Source organism: Lentzea aerocolonigenes (assembly GCF_000974445.1).
Lineage (GTDB): Bacteria > Actinomycetota > Actinomycetes > Mycobacteriales > Pseudonocardiaceae > Lentzea > Lentzea aerocolonigenes.
Genome location: NZ_BBOJ01000018.1, coordinates 106,578 through 124,352, shown reverse-complemented (window position 1 = coordinate 124,352; position 17,775 = coordinate 106,578). Strand labels below are relative to the sequence as shown.

Here is a 17,775-nt window from a genome sequence, read left to right as displayed (position 1 = left end):
AGTTCCGGGATGTTCGCTCGTCCTCCGGTCACAGCACCGACAACCGAAGGAGCGATCGAGATGTCCGGACAGGTCAACTGGTTCGAGCTGCCCGCCGAGGACACCGCGCGGGCACGGGCGTTCTACGCGGGTGTGTTCGGCTGGGAAACCAGCCCGATGGGCGAGGATTACCACGTGATCACCAACGGTGCGGCCGGCGCGATCGCCGCGAAGGACGGCCAGCTCACCCAGCCGCGCATCTACTTCCACACCACGGACATCGACGCGTCCGTGCGCAAGGTCGCCGAGCTCGGCGGCAAGAGCGACGACGTGCAGACCGTGCCCGACGTCGGCCGCATCGCCCACTGCTCGGACGACCAGGGCACGCCGTTCAGCCTCTACGAGCCGAAGGCCTGAGTTGCGCGAGTGGCCCGTCGCACGGCGGGCCACTCAACAAATCCGCGCCTGCCCGCGTCTTGCGGGCATGGAGCACTTCAGACCGGTGCGAGGCCTCGGTCTCGCCGCGTCCGTCCTCATCGGGCTGACCGCCCTCGGCAACGTCGCCGAGGCGGCGGTGGGCTGGTTCACCTGGTCGACCGCCGGCGACCTGTGGGCCGGCACCGCGACACCCGCCGACCTCAGGAACGCCGACACGGCCAACGTCCTCGTCGACTGGCCGCTGACGCTGCTCACACTCGTCACCATCGGCGTGTTCCTCGTGTGGGTGTACAACGCGCGCATCAACGCCGAGCGCCTCAGCCCCGAGACCGGACACCGCCACAGCCGCGTCTGGGTGTGGCTGGGCTGGTTGGTGCCGGTCGTGAACCTCTGGTACCCCAAGCAGGTCGTCGAGGACATCTGGCGCACCGTCGGTCCGCCGTCCAGGACGATCTCGAAGTGGTGGACGGCGTACCTGCTGATGTGGATCTTCGACTTCGCGTACGTCCGGTTCTACGTCAACGGCCGGCTGACGATGGACTCGTTCCTGATCGCCGCGACCTTCAGCACCATCTCGGCGGTCGTGGGCATCCTCGCCGCCGTCCTCGCCGTTCGAATCGTGCGCGAGATATCAGAACTCCAAAGCACTCCCGTTCACAGGTAGATGGCCAGGCCGACGGTGACCACCCAGGCGAGACCAAGGGACTGCAGGACGCGATCGGACCGGGCCAGATCATCCGGGGCACCGGCTTTGCCGCTGTCGACGTCGACGGCGTAACGGAGCACGGCGATCACGAACGGGACCATCGAGAGGGCGGCCCACGGGCTACCGGTGCGCTGCCCCAGCTCGAACGCCCACAGGCCGTAGGTCATGTTCATGACCGCGGCCGAGGTGGCCCAGACGAACCGCAGGTAGGTCTCGGAGTACTTGGTCAGCGAGTGGCGGATCGCCGCACCGGTGGCGTGGAAGAGCTTGATCTCGGCATACCGCTTGCCCGCCACGATGAACAGCGACCCGAACGCCGTCACGAGCAGAAACCACTGGCTGGGCACGATGCCGGCGCCCAGACCGCCCGCGATGCCGCGCAGCAGGAAACCTGAGGCGACCACGCACAGTTCGAGCACGGGCTGGTGCTTCAGACCGAAGCAGTAGCCCAGCTGCACCGCCAGGTAGACGACCATGAGCACGAGCAGCTTCCAGCCGGCTACCTCACCGATCGCCAGCGACGCGGCCATCAGCACACCAGCCGTGCCGAACGCGAGTGGCACGGGCACGATGCCCGCCGCGATCGGCCGGTCGCGCTTCTTCGGGTGGGCGCGGTCGGCCTCCGCGTCCTTCGCGTCGTTGATCAGGTACACCGCCGAGGCCGCGCAGCAGAACGCCGCGAACGCCAGCGCGGCCGAGCGCAACACGGCCGCTTCCGTGATCCTGCTCGACGCGAACGGGGCGGCCAGCACGAGGACGTTCTTCGCCCACTGGTGTGGCCGGGCGGTCCTGATCAGTCCGCGCACCACCGACTGCCGGGTCTCGATCGCCACGGTCATCGACGCCCCCACACGATGCGGCGCACACCACGTGCCACCACGGCACCCAGCACGGCGCCGGCCACCACGTCCGTCGGGTAGTGCACGCCCAGCACCAGCCTGCTGATCGCCATGGGAGGCACCAGAATCGGCACCAGCGGCTGGTTGGTGAGCGCGCCGTAGGCGATCGCGGCGGCCGTGGTGGAGGTCGCGTGTGACGACGGGAAGCTCAGCTTGCTCGGCGTTCCCGCCAGCACCTGGACGTCCGCGTGGTGCGGACGCCGGCGGCGAACCACGCGCTTCACCGCGATGGACGCCGCGTGCGCGGCCACCACGGAAGCAGCCGCGACCGTCCACTCCGGACGGCGCCGGCGGTCGAGGACGGCGCCCGCGACGCCCAGCGCCAGCCACCCTCCGCTGTGCTCACCGAAGAACGACAGCACGCGGGCCGCGCGCACCACAGGTCCTCTCGCGAGCGCCGTCTGCACGGCGACCAGTGCCACCGCTTCGCGATCGCTCATCTGATGCCCTCCCAACCCGTGCGGTTCTGGCTGTGGTGGGTGACGGTGTACTGACCGGCCTGGTAGAGCGGCTTCGTCTGGTACACCTGGATCGGGTAGTTGCCGGGGAAGTCCCGCAGTCGCGCCGGCAACGCGGTGACCTCCTGCGAGGACAGGACGTCACCGAACAGCGCGCCGCGCACGGGTTGCCAGGTCGGGTCGCTGAGGCCGAGCGCCGGCGTGTCACCCCACTGCACGGCGTAGGAGATCGGCTCGATCACGCCGTCCTGGATGCGAGGCTGGCGCTGGCAGGGGAACAGGAACGCGATCTGCCACGCCACGCCGACGGCCGACTCGCGCGGCAGGAACTCGCGCAGCGGCTGGTACTTCTGCGCGGCGGGCGGGGTGAACACTCCCTCGCCGGTGAGCCGCACCTGCGTCGCGCCGGCCGGTGCCGGTGGCAGCACGAGGGTGCGGCGCAGCGTGCTGTCCACGTTGTCGGTGAGCTGACCGGTGCTGAGCACCTGCGCGTTCGACGTCGCGTACTCGTAGGTGACCGGCGTGGGCTTGCCGGTGACGACGGTCGCGATCTCGTCGTTCTGGATCGCGAACCAGCGGTCCCGCAACGGGGTCAGCGGCCGCGGTGTCGCCACGTCGATCGCGTCCGCCGCGACGCAGCGCCGCGCGAGCGGGTCCTGGACGCTCGCGGCCCACGGCGACCAGGTGTCCAGCGTGCTGACGGTCGCAGCCGCGAAACCGCCCACCAGATAGGTGATGTTGGCCGCGAAGAACATCACGACCACGATCGGGATCGCGATGACCGGGGCGTAGGAACCCTTGCCCCGTCGGTACAGGACGAACGCCACGACCGCGAGCAGCAGGAGCCACCAGTACGGCTTGTCGAACTTGAGCACCGACAGGTGTGGTGGCACGCCCGCGGAGGGCAGCCCGAGGTGCCACGAGTACGGCCACTTGTTGGCGCCGTGCCCGGCCAGCCCGAGCATGGCGACGACGCTGACGATGCCGCCGAGCAGCACCGGCATCGGCACGCGGCGGTCCGCGGTCAGTTCACGGATCAACGGCACGGAACAGAGCAACATCAACGCGATGAACACCGAGCCGATGCCGGCGAGACTGCCGAAGTGGTGTGTCCACTTGCTGGGCGTGAACCACAGCAGGAAGAACGCGAACATCGTCGACCAGCCCGCCAGTGCGAGCCGCGGTGGCACTTCGATGCGGCGCGCCCGCGCGGCCGTGAGCAGCACGACGAACCAGACCAGCGCGACGACGCACACGAGCACCGGCGCCCGCTTGGCGTAGTTCGCCATCGCGTCGCCCTGGTTCAGCAGGAACATCCAGCGGGCGAACTCGGTGTACCAGGACTCCGAACCCGCCATCTTCCTGAAGATCTCCTGCGCGTACAGGAAGTCGCGCAGGGTGCCGTCGCTGAACGCCATGATCATCGCGACCGCGCCGGGTGAGAGCACCGCGAGCGTCCTCGCGGTGATGGTGCGCCAGCCCGCGTCCTTCGTCAGCAGCTTCCACGCGAACGGCAGGCCCGCCAGCAGTGGCGCCAGCGTCGTGAAACCGGTGGGGTGCGCGAAGAACCCGATGCCCGCGACACCCACGGCCGCGCCGAGCAACGCGAGTCGCTGCCGCTCGACCGCGATCGTCACGGCCAGCAGCGTGAGCATGCCGCACATGGTGACGACGCCCTCGGGCCGCACCCCCATGTCCAGCGGCAGCCACCACGCGAGGAACGCCGCGCCCAGCACGACTCCGCTGAACCTGCCGCTGAACTTGCCTGACACGTAACGACGTGCGGCGAACCACGTCACGAGTCCGAACAGCAGTGCCGGGATGCGCAGAACCACCGGGGCGAAGCCGAAGACCTGCCACTTGGCCAGGAAGTAGTAGAACCAGGAGAACGGCGTGAAGCCCTGGTTGAGGATCTGGTAGTAGTTGCCGACATACCCCTCGAACGGCACGTTCTTCGCCATCGCGCTGTAGTAGCCGTCGTCGTCGGACATCGGCGCCAGGAACACCCAGAGCACCATGATCGCGGGCACGACCAGGTCGACGAGGCTCAGGCGCAACCGGAACCGCCCCGGCTCGCGGTGCACTCGCCGATCCAGCAGCACGAGACAGGTGAACGCGGTCGCCGCGGCCAGTGCGAGCAGCACCATCAGCACGATCTTCAGCGGTGCCGGACTCGTGCTGAACTGGTCGTCCACCCGGATCCGCGCGGACAGGTCGGGAACGCTCAGGCTGGTGATCGAGGTCGCCAGCACGTGCACGTCCGGCATGGTCGCGGACCGGCCGATCTCCGTGCCGTTGCGCAGAATGCTCAGCCCGTCGCGATCGCCGCGGATCTGGTACCTGCAGTCGCCGGGAGGCACCGGCTCGTCCAGCGCGGCGATCCCGCTCACCCGAAGATGATCGTTCTCCGCCTTCACGACGAGGCCGCGTGCCGAGTCGGCAGGGTTGACCGTCGCGAACACCACGCCACCAGCGGCCTGCGCGGCACGCACCGTTCCGCAGCCGAAGCTCACGTCCATCTCGAATGGACGGTAGGCGCTGAGCGCGAGCATCGTGGAACGCGGCGCGGACGCGTCCGCCGGCCAGTTGACGGTCGGATCGTTGATCGTCACGGGCGCGAGCGGCATCAGCGCCGACAACAGCACGGTGAGCGCGCCGGACACGACGGCGACGGCCAGCAACCGTCTCCTCCTCGGCCCGGGCCGAATGGTCGTGGCAGGTGCTTCAGGGGCTAACGGAATCGTTTGGGTCGTCACGCGCCGTTGTCCTATGGTTTCGGAGGGCGAGGGGTCAGAAGCTAGCCACCGTCCGTTACACGGGAAGCCCACGCGAACCACGCTTTGCAACGTCTGCGTTGCCATAACCCGGATTTGTGTTTCCGATGGGAAAATCGCCAAGTCGTGGCCGATATCGTGCCGCCCATGGTCCGTGCGCTCAGCTTCGTCGGGGTGTGCGTCGTCCTGTCCGGACTTCTGGTCAACGCCTACCTCGCGGTTGTCGCGCGCAACGTCTCACCCGCGGAGTACAGCGACTTCGGCGCGTTCTGGTCGATCGCGCTGCTCGTCGGGTTCGGTGCTTTCCTTCCGGTGGAACAGGAACTGGCGCGCCTCGGTCCTCGCGCGCTGCGTTCGGCCGCCGTGGTCGCGCTCGCCATGGCGGTCGTCGAGTGCGCGCTGGCCGTGTTCGTGTCCCCGGCCGTGGTGGTGCTGTGTTTCCTGTCCGCGGGGCAGTTCCTGGTGCGGGGCGTGCTGATCGGCAGCGGGAAGCTGGCGTGGCACGGCGGCCTGCTGGTGGTCGACACCGCCTTGCGCGTGGTGTTCGCACTGCTCGCCGGCTGGCTCGGAGCCACCACGAGCGCACAGTTCGAGTGGACGCTCGTGGCAGCGGTCGCGGTCGCCCACCTGCCCGTGCTGGCCGGCCTCTGGTGGCAGGGAGAGAGTGAGGTGCCCGTGCGCGACGTCGCGCGCGCGGTAGCACCGCTGCTCGTCGGATCTGTGTGTGCGCAGCTGCTGCTCAACGGCATTCCGGTGCTGGTGACCGCGGTCGCCGCTCCGGACGAACGTGCCAGGGCCGGCGTGTTCCTCGCCGCCTTCCTCCTCGCCAGGGTTCCGCTCTTCGTCGCGGTCCCGCTGCAGACGGCGCTGTTGCCGGTGATCACCGGCAAGTCGGAGCGCGCTGTCGTGACACGTCTGGCCGCCGCGCTCGCGCTCATCGGTGCTGCCGGCGTCGCGCTGGCGTTCACGATCGGCCCGTGGCTGGTGCGACTCGTGTTCGGCCCTCTCTACGCCGTGTCCTCTGTGGACCTGGCGCTGGTCGCGCTCGGCGTCGTCGCCCACCTCGGGTTGATCGTCACCACGCAGGCGCTCGTGGCGGGCGCTCGGCACAGCCGGGTCGCGTGGAGCTGGCTCGCGGGCGTCGCGACGGCGGCGGTGACGTTCGCTCTCATCCCGGACCTGCTGCTGCGCGCGGAGATCGCGTTCCTCACCGGATCACTCGTCGGCTGGCTCGCCGGCGTCCTGCTGCTCACTTCCCCACGACAGGAGAGCGAACGGTGCTCGACGACCTCGTCATCGCCCTGACCTACTACACGCCCTACGTGTCGGGCCTGACCAACTTCGCGCGGGACGTCGCGGAGGGGCTCGCCGAGCGCGGGAAACGCGTCCGAATCGTCACCACCCGGCACGACCCGCTGCTGCCGCACGAGGAGACGATCAACGGCGTGCGAGTGAGCCGTGCGCCGGTGCTCGCCCGGTTCGGCAAGGGCGTGATCAGCCCGGCGTTCACCGCGATGGTGCGGGAGGCATCGGCGAACGCCCGCGTGCTCAACCTCCACCTGCCGATGCTCGAGGCCGGTCCCGTCGCGGCACTCGCGAAGTGCCCGGTCGTCGTGACCTACCACTGCGACGTCAGCCTCCCGCCCGGTCTGGTGAACTCGGTTCAGGGCAGGGCGATCGACGCGTCCAGCCGCCTCGCGATGCGGCGCGCGGCGGCTGTCGCGGTGACGAGCGAGGACTACGCGCGGGAGAGCAGGCTGTGGCCGTCGATCCAGCCGCACATGGCCGCCGTGCCGCCGCCCTGCCGCCCGGTTCCGGAAGGCGCACCGCGGTTCCGCGACGGCGACGGCCTGCACGTCGGGTTCCTCGGCCGGATCGTGGAGGAGAAGGGCGTCGAGCACCTGGTCGACGGCTTCCGCGCGTTGAACGACCCGTCCGCGCGGTTGCTGATCGGCGGCGACTTCGGCAACGTCGCGGGAGGCAGTGTCATCGCCCGCGTGCGGGAACACATCGACGGCGACCCGCGGATCAAGCTGCTCGGGTTCGTGCCCGACGAGGACCTGGGCGACTTCTACGCCTCGCTGGACGTGTTCGCGCTTCCGTCGGTGAACGCGTTCGAGGCGTTCGGCATCGTGCAGGTCGTCGCCATGCTCGCGGGGGTGCCGGTGCTGGCGAGCGACCTGCCCGGCGTGCGCATCCCTGTGCGGGAAACGGGTTTCGGGCTCATCGTGCCTCCTGGTGACGCGGCCGCCATCACCGCGGGGTTGCGGTCACTGCGCGACCAGCCACCGGTCTCCGACGGGACGGCGGCGGCGAAGTTCAGCGTTCCGGCCGTGCTCGACGCCTTCGAAGCGCTCTTCGAGAAACACAGCGTCCGCTGATCGGCCTAGCCCTCGAAGCGGCTGCGCGCCTCCTCGATCTCCCCCAAATACCGCTGCGTCCAGTCACACATCGCATCCACCGTCGCCCGCAACGCCTGCCCGGGCTCGGTCAACGTGTAGTCGACCCGCGGCGGCACGGTCGGATGCACCACCCGCACGACCAACCCGTTGCGCTCCAGCAGCCGCAGGTTCTGCGTCAGCATCTTGTGGCTGATCCCGTCGACCTCCACCTTCAGCTCGGTGAAGCGCTTGGTGGAGTCGCCGATCGTCTCGATGATCAGCAGCGCCCACTTGTTCGCGATGTCCGAGAAGATCTCGCGCGCCAACGAATCCGCCCGCGCCAGATCCCCGCTGAGCTGCTTGCTCACCTTTTGGTTCCCCACTCACGAAAAAGTGCGTTCTTCCAGGTCAGCGTTCACTCTCCTACGGTTTGCCAGTAACCACAAGAGAGCGAAGGACAGAGCAGTGATCACCTTCATCGACCCCGACGAGCTGCCGAAGATCGACGTCTACCACCAGGTGGCCGTCGCCAGCGGGTCCAGGACGGTCTACGTCGCAGGCCAGGTCGCTTGGGACGCCGCGCCGGACCTAGCCACCCAGACCGCGCAGGCCTACGAGAACGTCCACATCGCACTCAAGGCGGCCGGGGCGACACTTCACGACCTCGTCAAGGTGACCGTGTACGTCGTGGACTGGACGCCCGACAAGATGCCGCAGCTGCTCGACGGCATCGCCCGAGTGACGCAGGGGCAGGCGCCTCCTGCCACGTTGATCGGTGTGGCCGCGCTCGACGTGCCGGAGCACCTGGTCGAGATCGAAGCGGTCGCCGTGATCGACTGATTCACCGGCGGTTCAGCGGAACTCCGCCAGCCCGTCCACGACCTCGACGGTGACGGTGGTGCGCCCGTCCGGACTGTGCCGGGCGGGCCCGTACTCCGGCAGCAGGGTCTTGGTCGCGCTCAGGCTCGTGTCGTAGGCCCGGACGTGCTGGGCGCACTGGCACTCGTGGTTCAGCGGGGACGTGCAGGCGAACCCCGAACGCAGCCGGCCGACGTCTTCCGAGGCGAGGACCGCCGACCACACCATGACGTCGTCTTCCTCGCCGAACACCACGAAGTCGTCGTAGCTGAACGCCCGGAGCTCGCCGACGTCGCACGCCGCGCAGAACAGCACGCGCGTGTAGTCGTGCATCCGCTCGTACGGCCCGCGCTCCCGGATGCCGACGACGACCTCCTGCCGGCCGCGGCAGATCAGGCAGTTGTCGGACGGCTCGTGCCACTTGCTCATCGACGCAGGCCGATCAGCAGCGCGAGCCCGGCGGACAGCGCGATCACAGCCGCGACCACGAGCTGGTTGAGCCAAACGGCCCACACCCCGTCGTCTCCCAGCAGTGCCATGACGACGAGCCACAGCGCCAGCGCGATCGTAACCTGCTGGGCGAACGGCACGTCCAGCGGCGCCATCGCCCGCACCATGCCGAGGAGCATGAGCACGACGGCCAGACCCATCGACCACCAGTACGGCCGGAAGGCGTGCGCGGACGCGCTGAAGTGCAGGATCGGTGGCGCCGCGATCAGCCACACGCCGGCCAGAAACGCGGTGACACCGGCCCTGCTCTCGACCGTGCGTCGGTGTAGGTCCCCCACGCGAACAATTCTCACCTCTGGACGGTCGCCTGGGAACACCTCATTCGTTCCGGTAGGCCTTCATGTTCCGCAGCAGCAGGTAGGTGTCCTGGAGCTGGGCGGAGTCGCCGAGAGACCGGTAGATGCCCCACTTCGGATGCGCCTGGTCACCGCCGAGCCACGTGTCGAAACCGGAGCGCGACGCGTTGACGATCGTGGTGCCGCCGTCCCTCAGGGCGAACCGCAGGCTGCCGGAGTCGGCCACCTTGATCTCGATCTCGACGTCGATCCACCTGTTGCGCAGCGGTGCCAGCGGCGTGCTGCCGAGTTTCGCCTGGCCGGCACCGAAGAGCCGCATCTCGACCGACTCCGCCGAGCCGGAGCGGAACAGCGACACGGTGACCACGGGCGAGGCGACGCCGGTGTGCTTGACCTGGAAGATGTGCGTGAAGCTGGTGGTCCCCTTCAACGAGCTGGGGATGTACATCTGGTAGGTGTAGCGCCAGGTCTCGCCCTTCTTCATGTCGTGGCGGGTGCCGTTGGTCTGGATCGCGCGGACCTCCTGGCGCTGCCGGTCCGATCCGTCGCGGTCGGACCTGTGCATCACGAACCGGTACTGGTCGCTCTCGGCGAAGATGTGCGTGGCGGACGGGTGCGAGTTCGCGCGGTCGTCCTCGATGCCGACGAACGCCTTCAGTCCGGCCGAACCGGGGTTCGGCGCCCATTTCTGCACGAACGCCAGTGATCCCACGTCTGCGCTCGCTCCTGGGGACGCGGCACCGGCCGCGAACGGCGTCGCGGCGATGGCGAGCGCTCCTCGCATTGCCATGCGGCGGTTGAACAACTCCATCGATTCCTCCTCGAACCAGGGCGGCGGTCCGAGGCGGCGGTACGCTCCACGATCAGCGAAAGACCTCCGATGTGTCAAGGTTCTGACTGTGACCGAACTCGACACCAGGGCCGCCTACGACGCCGTCGCACCCCTCTACGCCGAACTGTTCAGCGACGTGTTGAGGACGTTGCCGCTGGAACGCGCGATGCTCGCCGCGTTCGCGGATCTCGTGCGCGACCAGGGCCCCGTCGCCGACATCGGGTGCGGGCCGGGCCACGTGACCGCCCACCTCACCGGGCTGGGCCTGAGCGCGTTCGGCATCGACCTGTCCCCCGAGATGATCGCCATCGCCCGCCGCGCGCATCCGGACCTGCGCTTCGAGATCGGGTCGATGACCGCGCTGGACCTCGCCGACGGGGTTCTCGGCGGCGTTCTCTCGTCGTTCTCCATCATTCACACGCCACCGGACGAGCTGCCGGTCGCGTTCGCCGAGTTCGAACGCGTGCTGGCACCGGGCGGTCATCTGATGCTCGGCTTCTTCGCCGGTGACGATCCGCGACCGGAGGCGTTCGACCACAAGGTCGCGCTCGCCTACCGGTGGTCGCCGGACAGTCTCGTGAACCTGTTGCGCCAGAACGGTTTCACCGAGGTCGGGAGGATGCGGCGCGAGCCCCACGAGGGCGAGCGACCGTTCCACCAGGTGTACCTGTTGGTGCGCAAGGGTTGTGGAGATGCTGTGCAGATCTCGTGAAGGTGCGGCCGGAGCACCGCGGGCCGGTTCTACCGTCGGGCATGGACACCGTGGACGTGCTCGTCGTCGGCGCCGGCCTGGCCGGTCTCAACACCGCGCGCCTGCTCGCGGAAGCAGGTCTCGACGTGGCCGTGTGCGAGCGCAGGACGAGCCTCGAGACAGGCATCCGCACGACCGGCATCTTCGTCCGGCGCACTCTCGACGACTACGCGCTGCCGCACCTCGGCCCCGCGGTCCGGCGCGTGCTGCTCTACCCGCCGTCGCACCGGGACCCGGTCGAGCTCACCAGCGCCCGCGACGAGTTCCGCGTCGGCGACATGGCCGGCATCTACGCCCAGGCCGTCGAGGACGCACGACGAGCAGGCGCGCAGGTCACGTTGAACGCGAGCTATCCCGCGAAGTCGACGAAGGCGCGCTTCACCATCGGCGCGGACGGCGCCCGCTCCACGGTCGCGAAGAAGCTCGGCCTCGACGTCAACCGGCAGCTGATCACCGGCATCGAGGAGGTCTACCCGGTCAGGACCGGCTCGACGCCCACGTTCCACTGCGTCGTTGACCCGCGCCTCGCCCCCGGCTACCTCGCGTGGGTGATCGACGACGGCGAACACGCCCACGTGGGCCTGGCCGGCCGCGCGGACAGGTTCCGCGCACCGCTCCCCCAGCTGCTGCAACGGTTCCGCGACAGCTTCCCCACCCCGGAACCGGCCGGTCCGGTCCAGCGCCGCGGCGGACCCATCCCGGTCGGCGGGCTGCTGCGCAGAATCGTGTCGCCGCAGGGGTTGCTGGTCGGTGACGCGGCGGGCGCGGTCTCCCCGCTCACCGCGGGCGGGCTCGATCCGTGCCTGCGGATGTCCGAGCTCGCGGCCTCGGTCACGTTCGACTACCTGCGCAGTGGCAACAGGTTCGTGCTGGAGCACTACGACGGCGCGGCGCTGCGGAGGCGCTACCGGGTTCGGTCGTTGATGCGGCGTGGGCTGTCGCTGGTGCGCGAGCCGGGCCTTGCCGAGCTGGCGTTCGCGGGGTTGCGGACGCCGGTGGGCAAGGCCTTGGCCAAACGGATCTTGTTCACCTAGAGGACCCTGAGACCATTCCTACGAACACCTTCCAGCCGACAGCACCAACCCACAGCATTGACTCGACGTGCTTGCTGTCACGAACGTGAACGCCGGTCGTCGACGGACGCACCTCGACACAGCTGCAGCTCGCGTTGCTGGTGCGCGACTTTCTCCATCGGGCCCCTCCTGTCGTCACAGCTCACCTTCCCGGCTTTCCAACGCGGTGGAGAGATGACGCGTCGCCGCATCCACTCCGGCGACATTCCCAGTGGACCGATGAAGCTCCACAGCCTGGCGGTGAAAGTGCATTGCGTCCGTCTGGCGGCCGAGCTTCCGATAGGCGGTCCCGGTGACGTCCAACGCCTCTGCTTCCACAGTCGCGGCGCCGAACTGCCGGGCGATGACAATCGCGCGTTGAGCAGAGACGAGTGCGTCCGCTGGCGACCCTTCGGCGATCTCGAGCCGCGCGAGCTCGAGGAAGACTTCACACTCCGCGACGAGGTTGCCCGCGCGGCGGACTGCCTCGACTGCCCTCTGGAGAGAGATCCGCGACTCCTCAAGCATCCCCAGTTCACGCTGGGCGGCACCCTGTAGCCGGGTCGCGACGCACTCCATGATCACGTCGTCGAGCTTCCTCAGCGTCGGCAACGCGTCGGCGGCGCAACGCAACGCGTTCTCCGGAGAACCGAGTCTCAGATGCGTGTCACCGAGGTTGACGGTGGAAAGGGCCCGCAACGACGTTTCACCCTCGTTCAACCAAGCGGCCTCGATCGCCCGCTCGAACGCGGTCCGGGCCTCCTGAAGCTGCCCTGCCTCCATGTAGACCACCCCCATACCGTTGATGACCCGCGCCTTGCCGATACCGATTCCCAGGGAATCGAACACCTCCGAAGCGTCGCGGAAGCAGTCGATCGCTTCGTCCACCCGCCGCAGCCTCCGGAACTTGATCCCCAGCCTGTCCAGAACAACACCCTGCCCGTACCGGTCGCCGACCCGCCGAGCCGCCTCCAACGCGAGCTGTTCGGTGGCCAGCCACACGTCTGCGGCATCGTGGTTGTCGTAGATGACCGCCAGCGCTCCCGGTATCTGCCAGGCGATGCGATCGAATCCCCACGCGGCAGCGGTTCGAGTCGCCATCATGAGATTGGCTCTCTCCCTCGAGTACCAGGTCAGCGCCTGCGCGCGATTCGCGAACGGCCCAGGTGCCGAGGGCAGCTCACAGGCCTCCACGTCGATCTTCAGATGGCGGCCACCACGCGCGACAACCAGGTAAGCCTCCTGCGCAGTGCTCAGGTACCAGCTCAGCATTCGGTGGACCGCAGCCCTTTGCCCCTCCGGTGGCTCGTCGTGGCGCACCTGGTCGATCGCGTAGGCACGCAACAGGTCGTGCAGCTGATACCGGTCAGGACCGACTTGTTCGAGCAGATGACCGGCGAGCAGCACGTCCAGCACGTGACGGGCAGCGCCCGTGGTCACTCCTGCCAACGCGGCGGCCACGCCCAAGCCGAACTCGGCGCCGGGGTGCAGTCCGAGCCGGCGGAAGAGTTGCGCCGCGGCATCCGGGAGCGCCCTGTACGACCAAGCGAACACGGTCCGGACGGCGTCGACCTCGTCGTCATCGGCACTCGACAGCGCTTCCCACAACGCGGACTCGTCCCGCAAATCGTGGATCAGTTCCGACAGCGCCATCCAGGGACGGGCTGCCGCTCTCTCCGCCGCGATCCTCAGTGCGAGCGGTAGGCGTGCACAGAGCTGGGATAGTTCGTTCAACTCTGCCAGGTCGTCCGCACCTCGGTGATCCTCGACGAGGTTTCGAAGCAACGTGACCGCCTCGTCATCGTCCAGCACGTCGACGGTGACGCGGACGGCACCGTCCCTCGACACGAGGCCTGGCATGCGGTTCCGGCTGGTCACGAGCACGAGGCAGCTCGCCGTGCCGGGAAGCAGCGGACGGACCTGGCTCACCGTCGCAGCGTTGTCCAGCACCACGAGTACACGTCGATCAGCCACAAGCGACCGGTACAACATCGCCTTGGCCTGCGGGTCCGCGGGAATGGCACTCGCTCGGACACCCAGTGCCTGCAGGAAGAGATTCAACGCCGACTCGGGTGTCACCGGCGCGCCGGGGTCGTAACCACGCAGGTTGATGTAGAGCTGACCGTCCGGGAACCGGTTCCGCACGCGCTGAGCCCAGTGCACTGCCAGCGACGTCTTGCCCACACCAGCCGTGCCCGCGATGAGCACGACAGCAGGAGCCGCGAGCCCGGGCGTGCCGTCGCGCAACAGGTGATCCAGACGGCCCAGCTCAGCGACCCGGTTCACGAAGCCCCTGACGTCGGCGGGCAACTGCCGGGGCGTACCGGCGTCAGCGGACTTGGCTTCATGCACGTGCAGCCCACCGTGCACATCTCCTGCTTGGACCACACTGCCCGCGACACCGGACATCTCCGAACGGAAGGTCGGTTGCGGGTCGTTCATCGGTCCAGGATCACCGCGAGCCGATCGCCTGACCACTCATGTGGGTCAGATGACCAGCTTCTGTCCATGACTCACGCGGCTACGACGATTCGGCGACACGCTTCAGGGCCGCGTTCTCCGCCTGCATGCCATCCCGCATCGCCTTGCCCATGAAGTGGTCCGCCCCACCGGACAGCACGCCGTCGATCAGCAGCTCGTTGGACACCAGCACGGTCCCGTCGGGCTGCGCGGTGAGCGTGCGGCAGCGCTGGCCGTAGACGAACCACGAGTTCCAGCCCGCGTCCTTCCAGCAGAAGCGCCGGCCTGGCACGCCGTTGAGCACGGTGTGCTTCGCGGCCATGGTCAGCGAGCCGAGGACGACGTCGACCTTCACCTCGTCGCCGGGCGAGGTGCCGCCCACGGCCCTGGTCACCCACGGGTTCCAGCTCGCGTAGCCCGGGAAGTCGGTGAGCAGGCCGTAGATGCGCTCGGCAGGTGCCGAGACGACTGTGTCGACCCGGTAGACCACCGAGTGCTCGCCGGGCTCTCTCGGATCCAGCGGAGAACCGCTCGCCAGCACTGCGAGCACCAGACCGGCTGCCAACACGTGACCACCTCGGATCCACCGGGACGCAGACGTGAAGAAAATACGCGTCTACGTCCCGGTGGGCATCGGCCGATCAGGCGGTCAGCAACGGAGTCACGGTGCCCAGGGTGAGCTCACTGCCCAGCTCACGTCCTGGTTGTACGAGGCAGGGTTGTCGTACGTGTGCGCGCCGCCGTTCGAGGCGACCCAGACCTCCTCCGCGTAGTGACGGATGTTGGTGCCGAGCTCGTTGACCGACTCCAGCCGCACGCCACCGGTGCCCGGCTGGGCGCAGAACGTGGCGTCACGACGGAACAGGTCGGTGTTGTCGTTGGCGTTCAGGCGGACGCGGAAGTCCGCGTGCCGCAGGAAGTCGCCGGGGAAGTTGCGCGACTCGAGCGAGTAGCAGGTCTGGTCGGCAAGACCGCGTCTGATCACGAACGTCGCGTCGGACTTCAGCAGGTCGTCACTCGTGCCGGAAACGACGTCCGTGCGCGCCAGGCCGTCGCGGTGCCGCAGGTAGCGGTCCGTGAAGCCCGGTGTGGTCACGCGGAACGACCTGGCCTGGTCCAGCGGCAGGTCGGCGCCGCTGCGCCACAGCGCGACGCCGACCGCCCACGTGGTGTCCGCGGCGAACGAGTTCGGTGTGTCCCAAGGGTTCGGGCCGCCGCTGCGCGCCAGGTAGACGCCCTCGACGTAGTGCCTGATGAACGAACCGCGCTGGTTGAACGACTCCAGCGCGGTGCCGCCGCTGCCCTCGCGCGCGCAGAACGTCGCATCGGCCGCGATCGTGCCGTCGTTGACGTCCTTGCGGATGCGGCCGTTGCTGTGCCTGAGGAACTGGCCGGGGAAGTTGCGCGACTCGAACGAGAGGCAGGCGGTGTCGGCAAGTCCGGGACGCACGTGGAACGTCGCGTCCAGTCTGCCGAGATCGGTGCTGATCTCGTCCGTGCGGACCAGCCCGTCCTGGTGGCGCAGGTACCGGTTGGTGAAGCCGCTCGTGGTGACGCGCAACGAGACCACGTCGTCCGGGCCGACCGCGGTGCCGCGCGCGATCGCGAGCACCTTCTGGTTGATGTCGCGCACCCGTGCTTCGGTCATCTTCAGCACGCGGCGGTCGTAGGTGTAGAAGCCGTTGATCTCGTTCTCCACGTCGTACGGCTCGGTGTAGACCGACGCGGAGAGCCCGCGCGTGTGCACCATCCGCGCGACCTGCTTGGTGATCTCCTCGTACCGCTTGGTCAGCGACTGCTCGTCCGGGTACAGCGCGCCGTAGGCGAACCCGTTGCCCGGCTCGTACTCGTGGCCGGCGACTCGACGCCCCAGGCCTCCGAACTCGCCCAGCACCGCGACGCGGTTGCCGTCGGGCTGCCGGGTGGCGGTCGTGATCTGGTAGGCGTGGTCGTCGATCACGTCGCCGTTGCCGGGATCGGGATCGGAGACGCAGCAGTTGGAACCCGAGTTGTGGTTGACCAGGCGGGTGTTGTCGATGCCGCGGACCAGGTCGACGATCCTGGCCGCGTCGTACTCGCCCCAGCCCTCGTTGAACGGCACCCACTGCACGATCGACGTGATGCCCTTGAGCTGGTCGATCATCCGGCGCAGCTCGGCCTCGTAGTCGGCGTGGGAGTTCGGCACCTCGTCCACCGCGTCGACGGCCGGCATGTCCTGCCACACCATCAGACCGAGCCGGTCGGCGTGGTAGAACCAGCGCGCGGGTTCGACCTTGATGTGCTTGCGGATCATGTTGAGCCCCAGTGCTTTCTGGCGTTCGAGGTCCCAGCGCAACGCCTCGTCGGTCGGCGCGGTGTAGATGCCGTCCGGCCAGTAGCCCTGGTCGAGCGTGCCGATCTGGAAGACGAACTTCCCGTTCAGCAACGGCCTCATCACGCCGCCGACCATCGCCTTGCCGAGCGAGCGCATGCCGAAGTAACCGGTCACGACGTCCCCGCCCGCCAGTGTCACGCGCAGGTCGTAGAGGAACGGGTCGTCCGGCGACCACAACCTGGCGTTCGGCACCGGAATCCGCAGAGAAGAACCGGTTGTGCCGGTCTGCCTGCCGACCACCTGGCCACCGCTGAGCACCTCGGCGGTGACGGACTGCCCGGCGGTGCTCCGCACGACCAGGTCGAGCGCGCTCGCGCCGACGTTCGGGGTCGTGTCCAGGCGCGTGATGTGCTCGGCTCGCACCGGTTCCAGCCACACGGTCTGCCAGATGCCGGACGCGGCGGTGTAGAAGATCCCGCCCGGCGTCTTCCGTTGCTTGCCGATCGGGTAGCGGCTGCCGTCGACCGGTGAGTGCACACCGACGACGATCTCGTTCACACCGAGCGTCAGCGCCGCCGAGATGTTGAACGAGAACGCGTCGAAGCCACCGGTGTGCGCGCCCACCTCCCTGCCGTTGATCCACACCCTGGTCTGCCAGGTGACGGCGCCGAAGTTGAGCTTCACGTGCCGTCCGTTCCAAGTGGACGGCACGGTGAACGTGCGACGGTAGAACATGTTGTCCTCGTGCCGTTTGATGCCCGACAGCGCGGACTCGATCGGGTACGGCACGAGAACGCCCTCAGCCAGCGGCCTGCCGATCGGCGGGTCGTTCAAGTTCGGTGCTCCGGTGAACTCCCAGACACCGTTGAGGTTCTGCCACTCGGTGCGCACGAGCTGCGGGCGCGGGTACTCGGGCAGGGCGTTGGAGGGCGACACCTGGGACGTCCAGGGTGTCGTGAGCGGAGGGGTTTTCGGCACCCACTCCGCCGCGTGCGCTGCCGGTACGACTGTTGTGGTTGCGATCAGGATTCCGACCAACACGCCCAGGACGCGTCTGGCCATGGGTT

Annotated in this window: 18 protein-coding genes; 7 read left to right on the top strand and 11 right to left on the bottom strand. The window is 68.4% G+C overall.

The window, feature by feature from the left end; all coding sequences use genetic code 11:
- Window positions 1-60: 60 nt before the first annotated feature.
- Complete coding sequence (locus tag AOM45_RS32535) at window positions 61-396, top strand: VOC family protein (protein ID WP_030469371.1); 336 nt, start codon at window positions 61-63, stop codon at window positions 394-396.
- Window positions 397-463: 67 nt separating this feature from the next.
- A complete protein-coding gene (locus tag AOM45_RS32530; RefSeq protein ID WP_081902310.1) occupies window positions 464-1,081 on the top strand; it encodes a DUF4328 domain-containing protein in 618 nt (205 codons plus the stop codon).
- Here the strand turns inward: AOM45_RS32530 and AOM45_RS32525 are convergent.
- The 3 genes from AOM45_RS32525 to AOM45_RS32515 are packed head-to-tail and all read right to left on the bottom strand — an operon-like array spanning window position 1,072 to window position 5,161.
- Window positions 1,072-1,962, bottom strand: coding sequence for a decaprenyl-phosphate phosphoribosyltransferase (locus AOM45_RS32525; RefSeq protein WP_081902321.1), 891 nt, complete (start codon window positions 1,960-1,962; stop codon window positions 1,072-1,074). The two genes, AOM45_RS32530 and AOM45_RS32525, sit on opposite strands and share 10 nt — an antisense overlap.
- Complete coding sequence (locus AOM45_RS32520) at window positions 1,959-2,462, bottom strand: phosphatase PAP2 family protein (RefSeq protein ID WP_030469374.1); 504 nt, start codon at window positions 2,460-2,462, stop codon at window positions 1,959-1,961. Before AOM45_RS32520 ends, AOM45_RS32525 begins: the two co-directional genes overlap by 4 nt.
- Complete coding sequence (locus tag AOM45_RS32515) at window positions 2,459-5,161, bottom strand: arabinosyltransferase domain-containing protein (protein ID WP_030469375.1); 2,703 nt, start codon at window positions 5,159-5,161, stop codon at window positions 2,459-2,461. Before AOM45_RS32515 ends, AOM45_RS32520 begins: the two co-directional genes overlap by 4 nt.
- 240 nt (window positions 5,162-5,401) lie before the next feature.
- Between AOM45_RS32515 and AOM45_RS32510 the strand changes: the two genes are divergently transcribed.
- Together AOM45_RS32510 and AOM45_RS32505 are read left to right on the top strand one after the other, a co-directional pair.
- Window positions 5,402-6,559, top strand: a complete 1,158-nt coding sequence (locus AOM45_RS32510) for a lipopolysaccharide biosynthesis protein (protein ID WP_030469376.1) — start codon at window positions 5,402-5,404, stop codon at window positions 6,557-6,559.
- Window positions 6,532-7,635: a glycosyltransferase family 4 protein gene (locus AOM45_RS32505; RefSeq protein ID WP_030469377.1), complete on the top strand. Its 1,104-nt coding sequence runs from the start codon at window positions 6,532-6,534 to the stop codon at window positions 7,633-7,635. Before AOM45_RS32510 ends, AOM45_RS32505 begins: the two co-directional genes overlap by 28 nt.
- Window positions 7,636-7,640: 5 nt before the next feature.
- On the opposite strand, the gene AOM45_RS32500 is transcribed toward AOM45_RS32505, so the two are convergent.
- Window positions 7,641-8,003, bottom strand: coding sequence for a winged helix-turn-helix transcriptional regulator (locus AOM45_RS32500; RefSeq protein WP_030469378.1), 363 nt, complete (start codon window positions 8,001-8,003; stop codon window positions 7,641-7,643).
- Window positions 8,004-8,100: 97 nt separating this feature from the next.
- Here AOM45_RS32500 and AOM45_RS32495 point away from each other — a divergent pair, with 97 nt between their 5' ends.
- On the top strand, window positions 8,101-8,475 hold the full coding sequence (locus tag AOM45_RS32495) for a RidA family protein (protein ID WP_030469379.1): 375 nt from the start codon (window positions 8,101-8,103) through the stop codon (window positions 8,473-8,475).
- Window positions 8,476-8,487: 12 nt separating this feature from the next.
- Here the strand turns inward: AOM45_RS32495 and AOM45_RS32490 are convergent, their stop codons facing one another.
- Genes AOM45_RS32490 through AOM45_RS32480 form a run of 3 tightly spaced genes read right to left on the bottom strand, consistent with a single transcriptional unit; the run spans window position 8,488 to window position 10,110 of the window.
- Window positions 8,488-8,922: a hypothetical protein gene (locus AOM45_RS32490; RefSeq protein WP_030469380.1), complete on the bottom strand. Its 435-nt coding sequence runs from the start codon at window positions 8,920-8,922 to the stop codon at window positions 8,488-8,490.
- Window positions 8,919-9,281, bottom strand: coding sequence for an SPW repeat domain-containing protein (locus AOM45_RS32485; RefSeq protein ID WP_030469381.1), 363 nt, complete (start codon window positions 9,279-9,281; stop codon window positions 8,919-8,921). Before AOM45_RS32485 ends, AOM45_RS32490 begins: the two co-directional genes overlap by 4 nt.
- Window positions 9,282-9,321: 40 nt before the next feature.
- Entirely contained in the window at window positions 9,322-10,110 is a 789-nt protein-coding gene (locus tag AOM45_RS32480) for a heparin lyase I family protein (protein WP_051783959.1), read from the bottom strand.
- Window positions 10,111-10,198: 88 nt separating this feature from the next.
- Between AOM45_RS32480 and AOM45_RS32475 the strand changes: the two genes are divergently transcribed.
- Together AOM45_RS32475 and AOM45_RS32470 are read left to right on the top strand one after the other, a co-directional pair.
- Window positions 10,199-10,843, top strand: a complete 645-nt coding sequence (locus AOM45_RS32475) for a class I SAM-dependent methyltransferase (protein ID WP_030469383.1) — start codon at window positions 10,199-10,201, stop codon at window positions 10,841-10,843.
- Window positions 10,844-10,884: 41 nt separating this feature from the next.
- Entirely contained in the window at window positions 10,885-11,916 is a 1,032-nt protein-coding gene (locus AOM45_RS32470; RefSeq protein ID WP_030469384.1) for an FAD-dependent oxidoreductase, read from the top strand.
- Here AOM45_RS32470 and AOM45_RS53870 read toward each other — a convergent pair.
- The 4 genes from AOM45_RS53870 to AOM45_RS32455 form a co-directional block, all read right to left on the bottom strand.
- A complete protein-coding gene (locus AOM45_RS53870) occupies window positions 11,909-12,094 on the bottom strand; it encodes a DUF397 domain-containing protein (RefSeq protein WP_081902313.1) in 186 nt (61 codons plus the stop codon). The two genes, AOM45_RS32470 and AOM45_RS53870, sit on opposite strands and share 8 nt — an antisense overlap.
- A complete protein-coding gene (locus AOM45_RS32465; RefSeq protein WP_236703913.1) occupies window positions 12,091-14,343 on the bottom strand; it encodes a tetratricopeptide repeat protein in 2,253 nt (750 codons plus the stop codon). The genes AOM45_RS53870 and AOM45_RS32465 overlap by 4 nt, the downstream gene beginning before the upstream one ends.
- Window positions 14,344-14,455: 112 nt before the next feature.
- Window positions 14,456-14,962 carry an SRPBCC domain-containing protein gene (locus tag AOM45_RS32460; RefSeq protein ID WP_030469386.1) on the bottom strand — a complete coding sequence of 169 codons (507 nt, stop codon included), beginning with the start codon at window positions 14,960-14,962 and terminating at the stop codon, window positions 14,456-14,458.
- A 93-nt stretch (window positions 14,963-15,055) separates the two neighbouring features.
- On the bottom strand, window positions 15,056-17,770 hold the full coding sequence (locus AOM45_RS32455) for an AbfB domain-containing protein (protein WP_030469387.1): 2,715 nt from the start codon (window positions 17,768-17,770) through the stop codon (window positions 15,056-15,058).
- Window positions 17,771-17,775 lie beyond the last annotated feature (5 nt).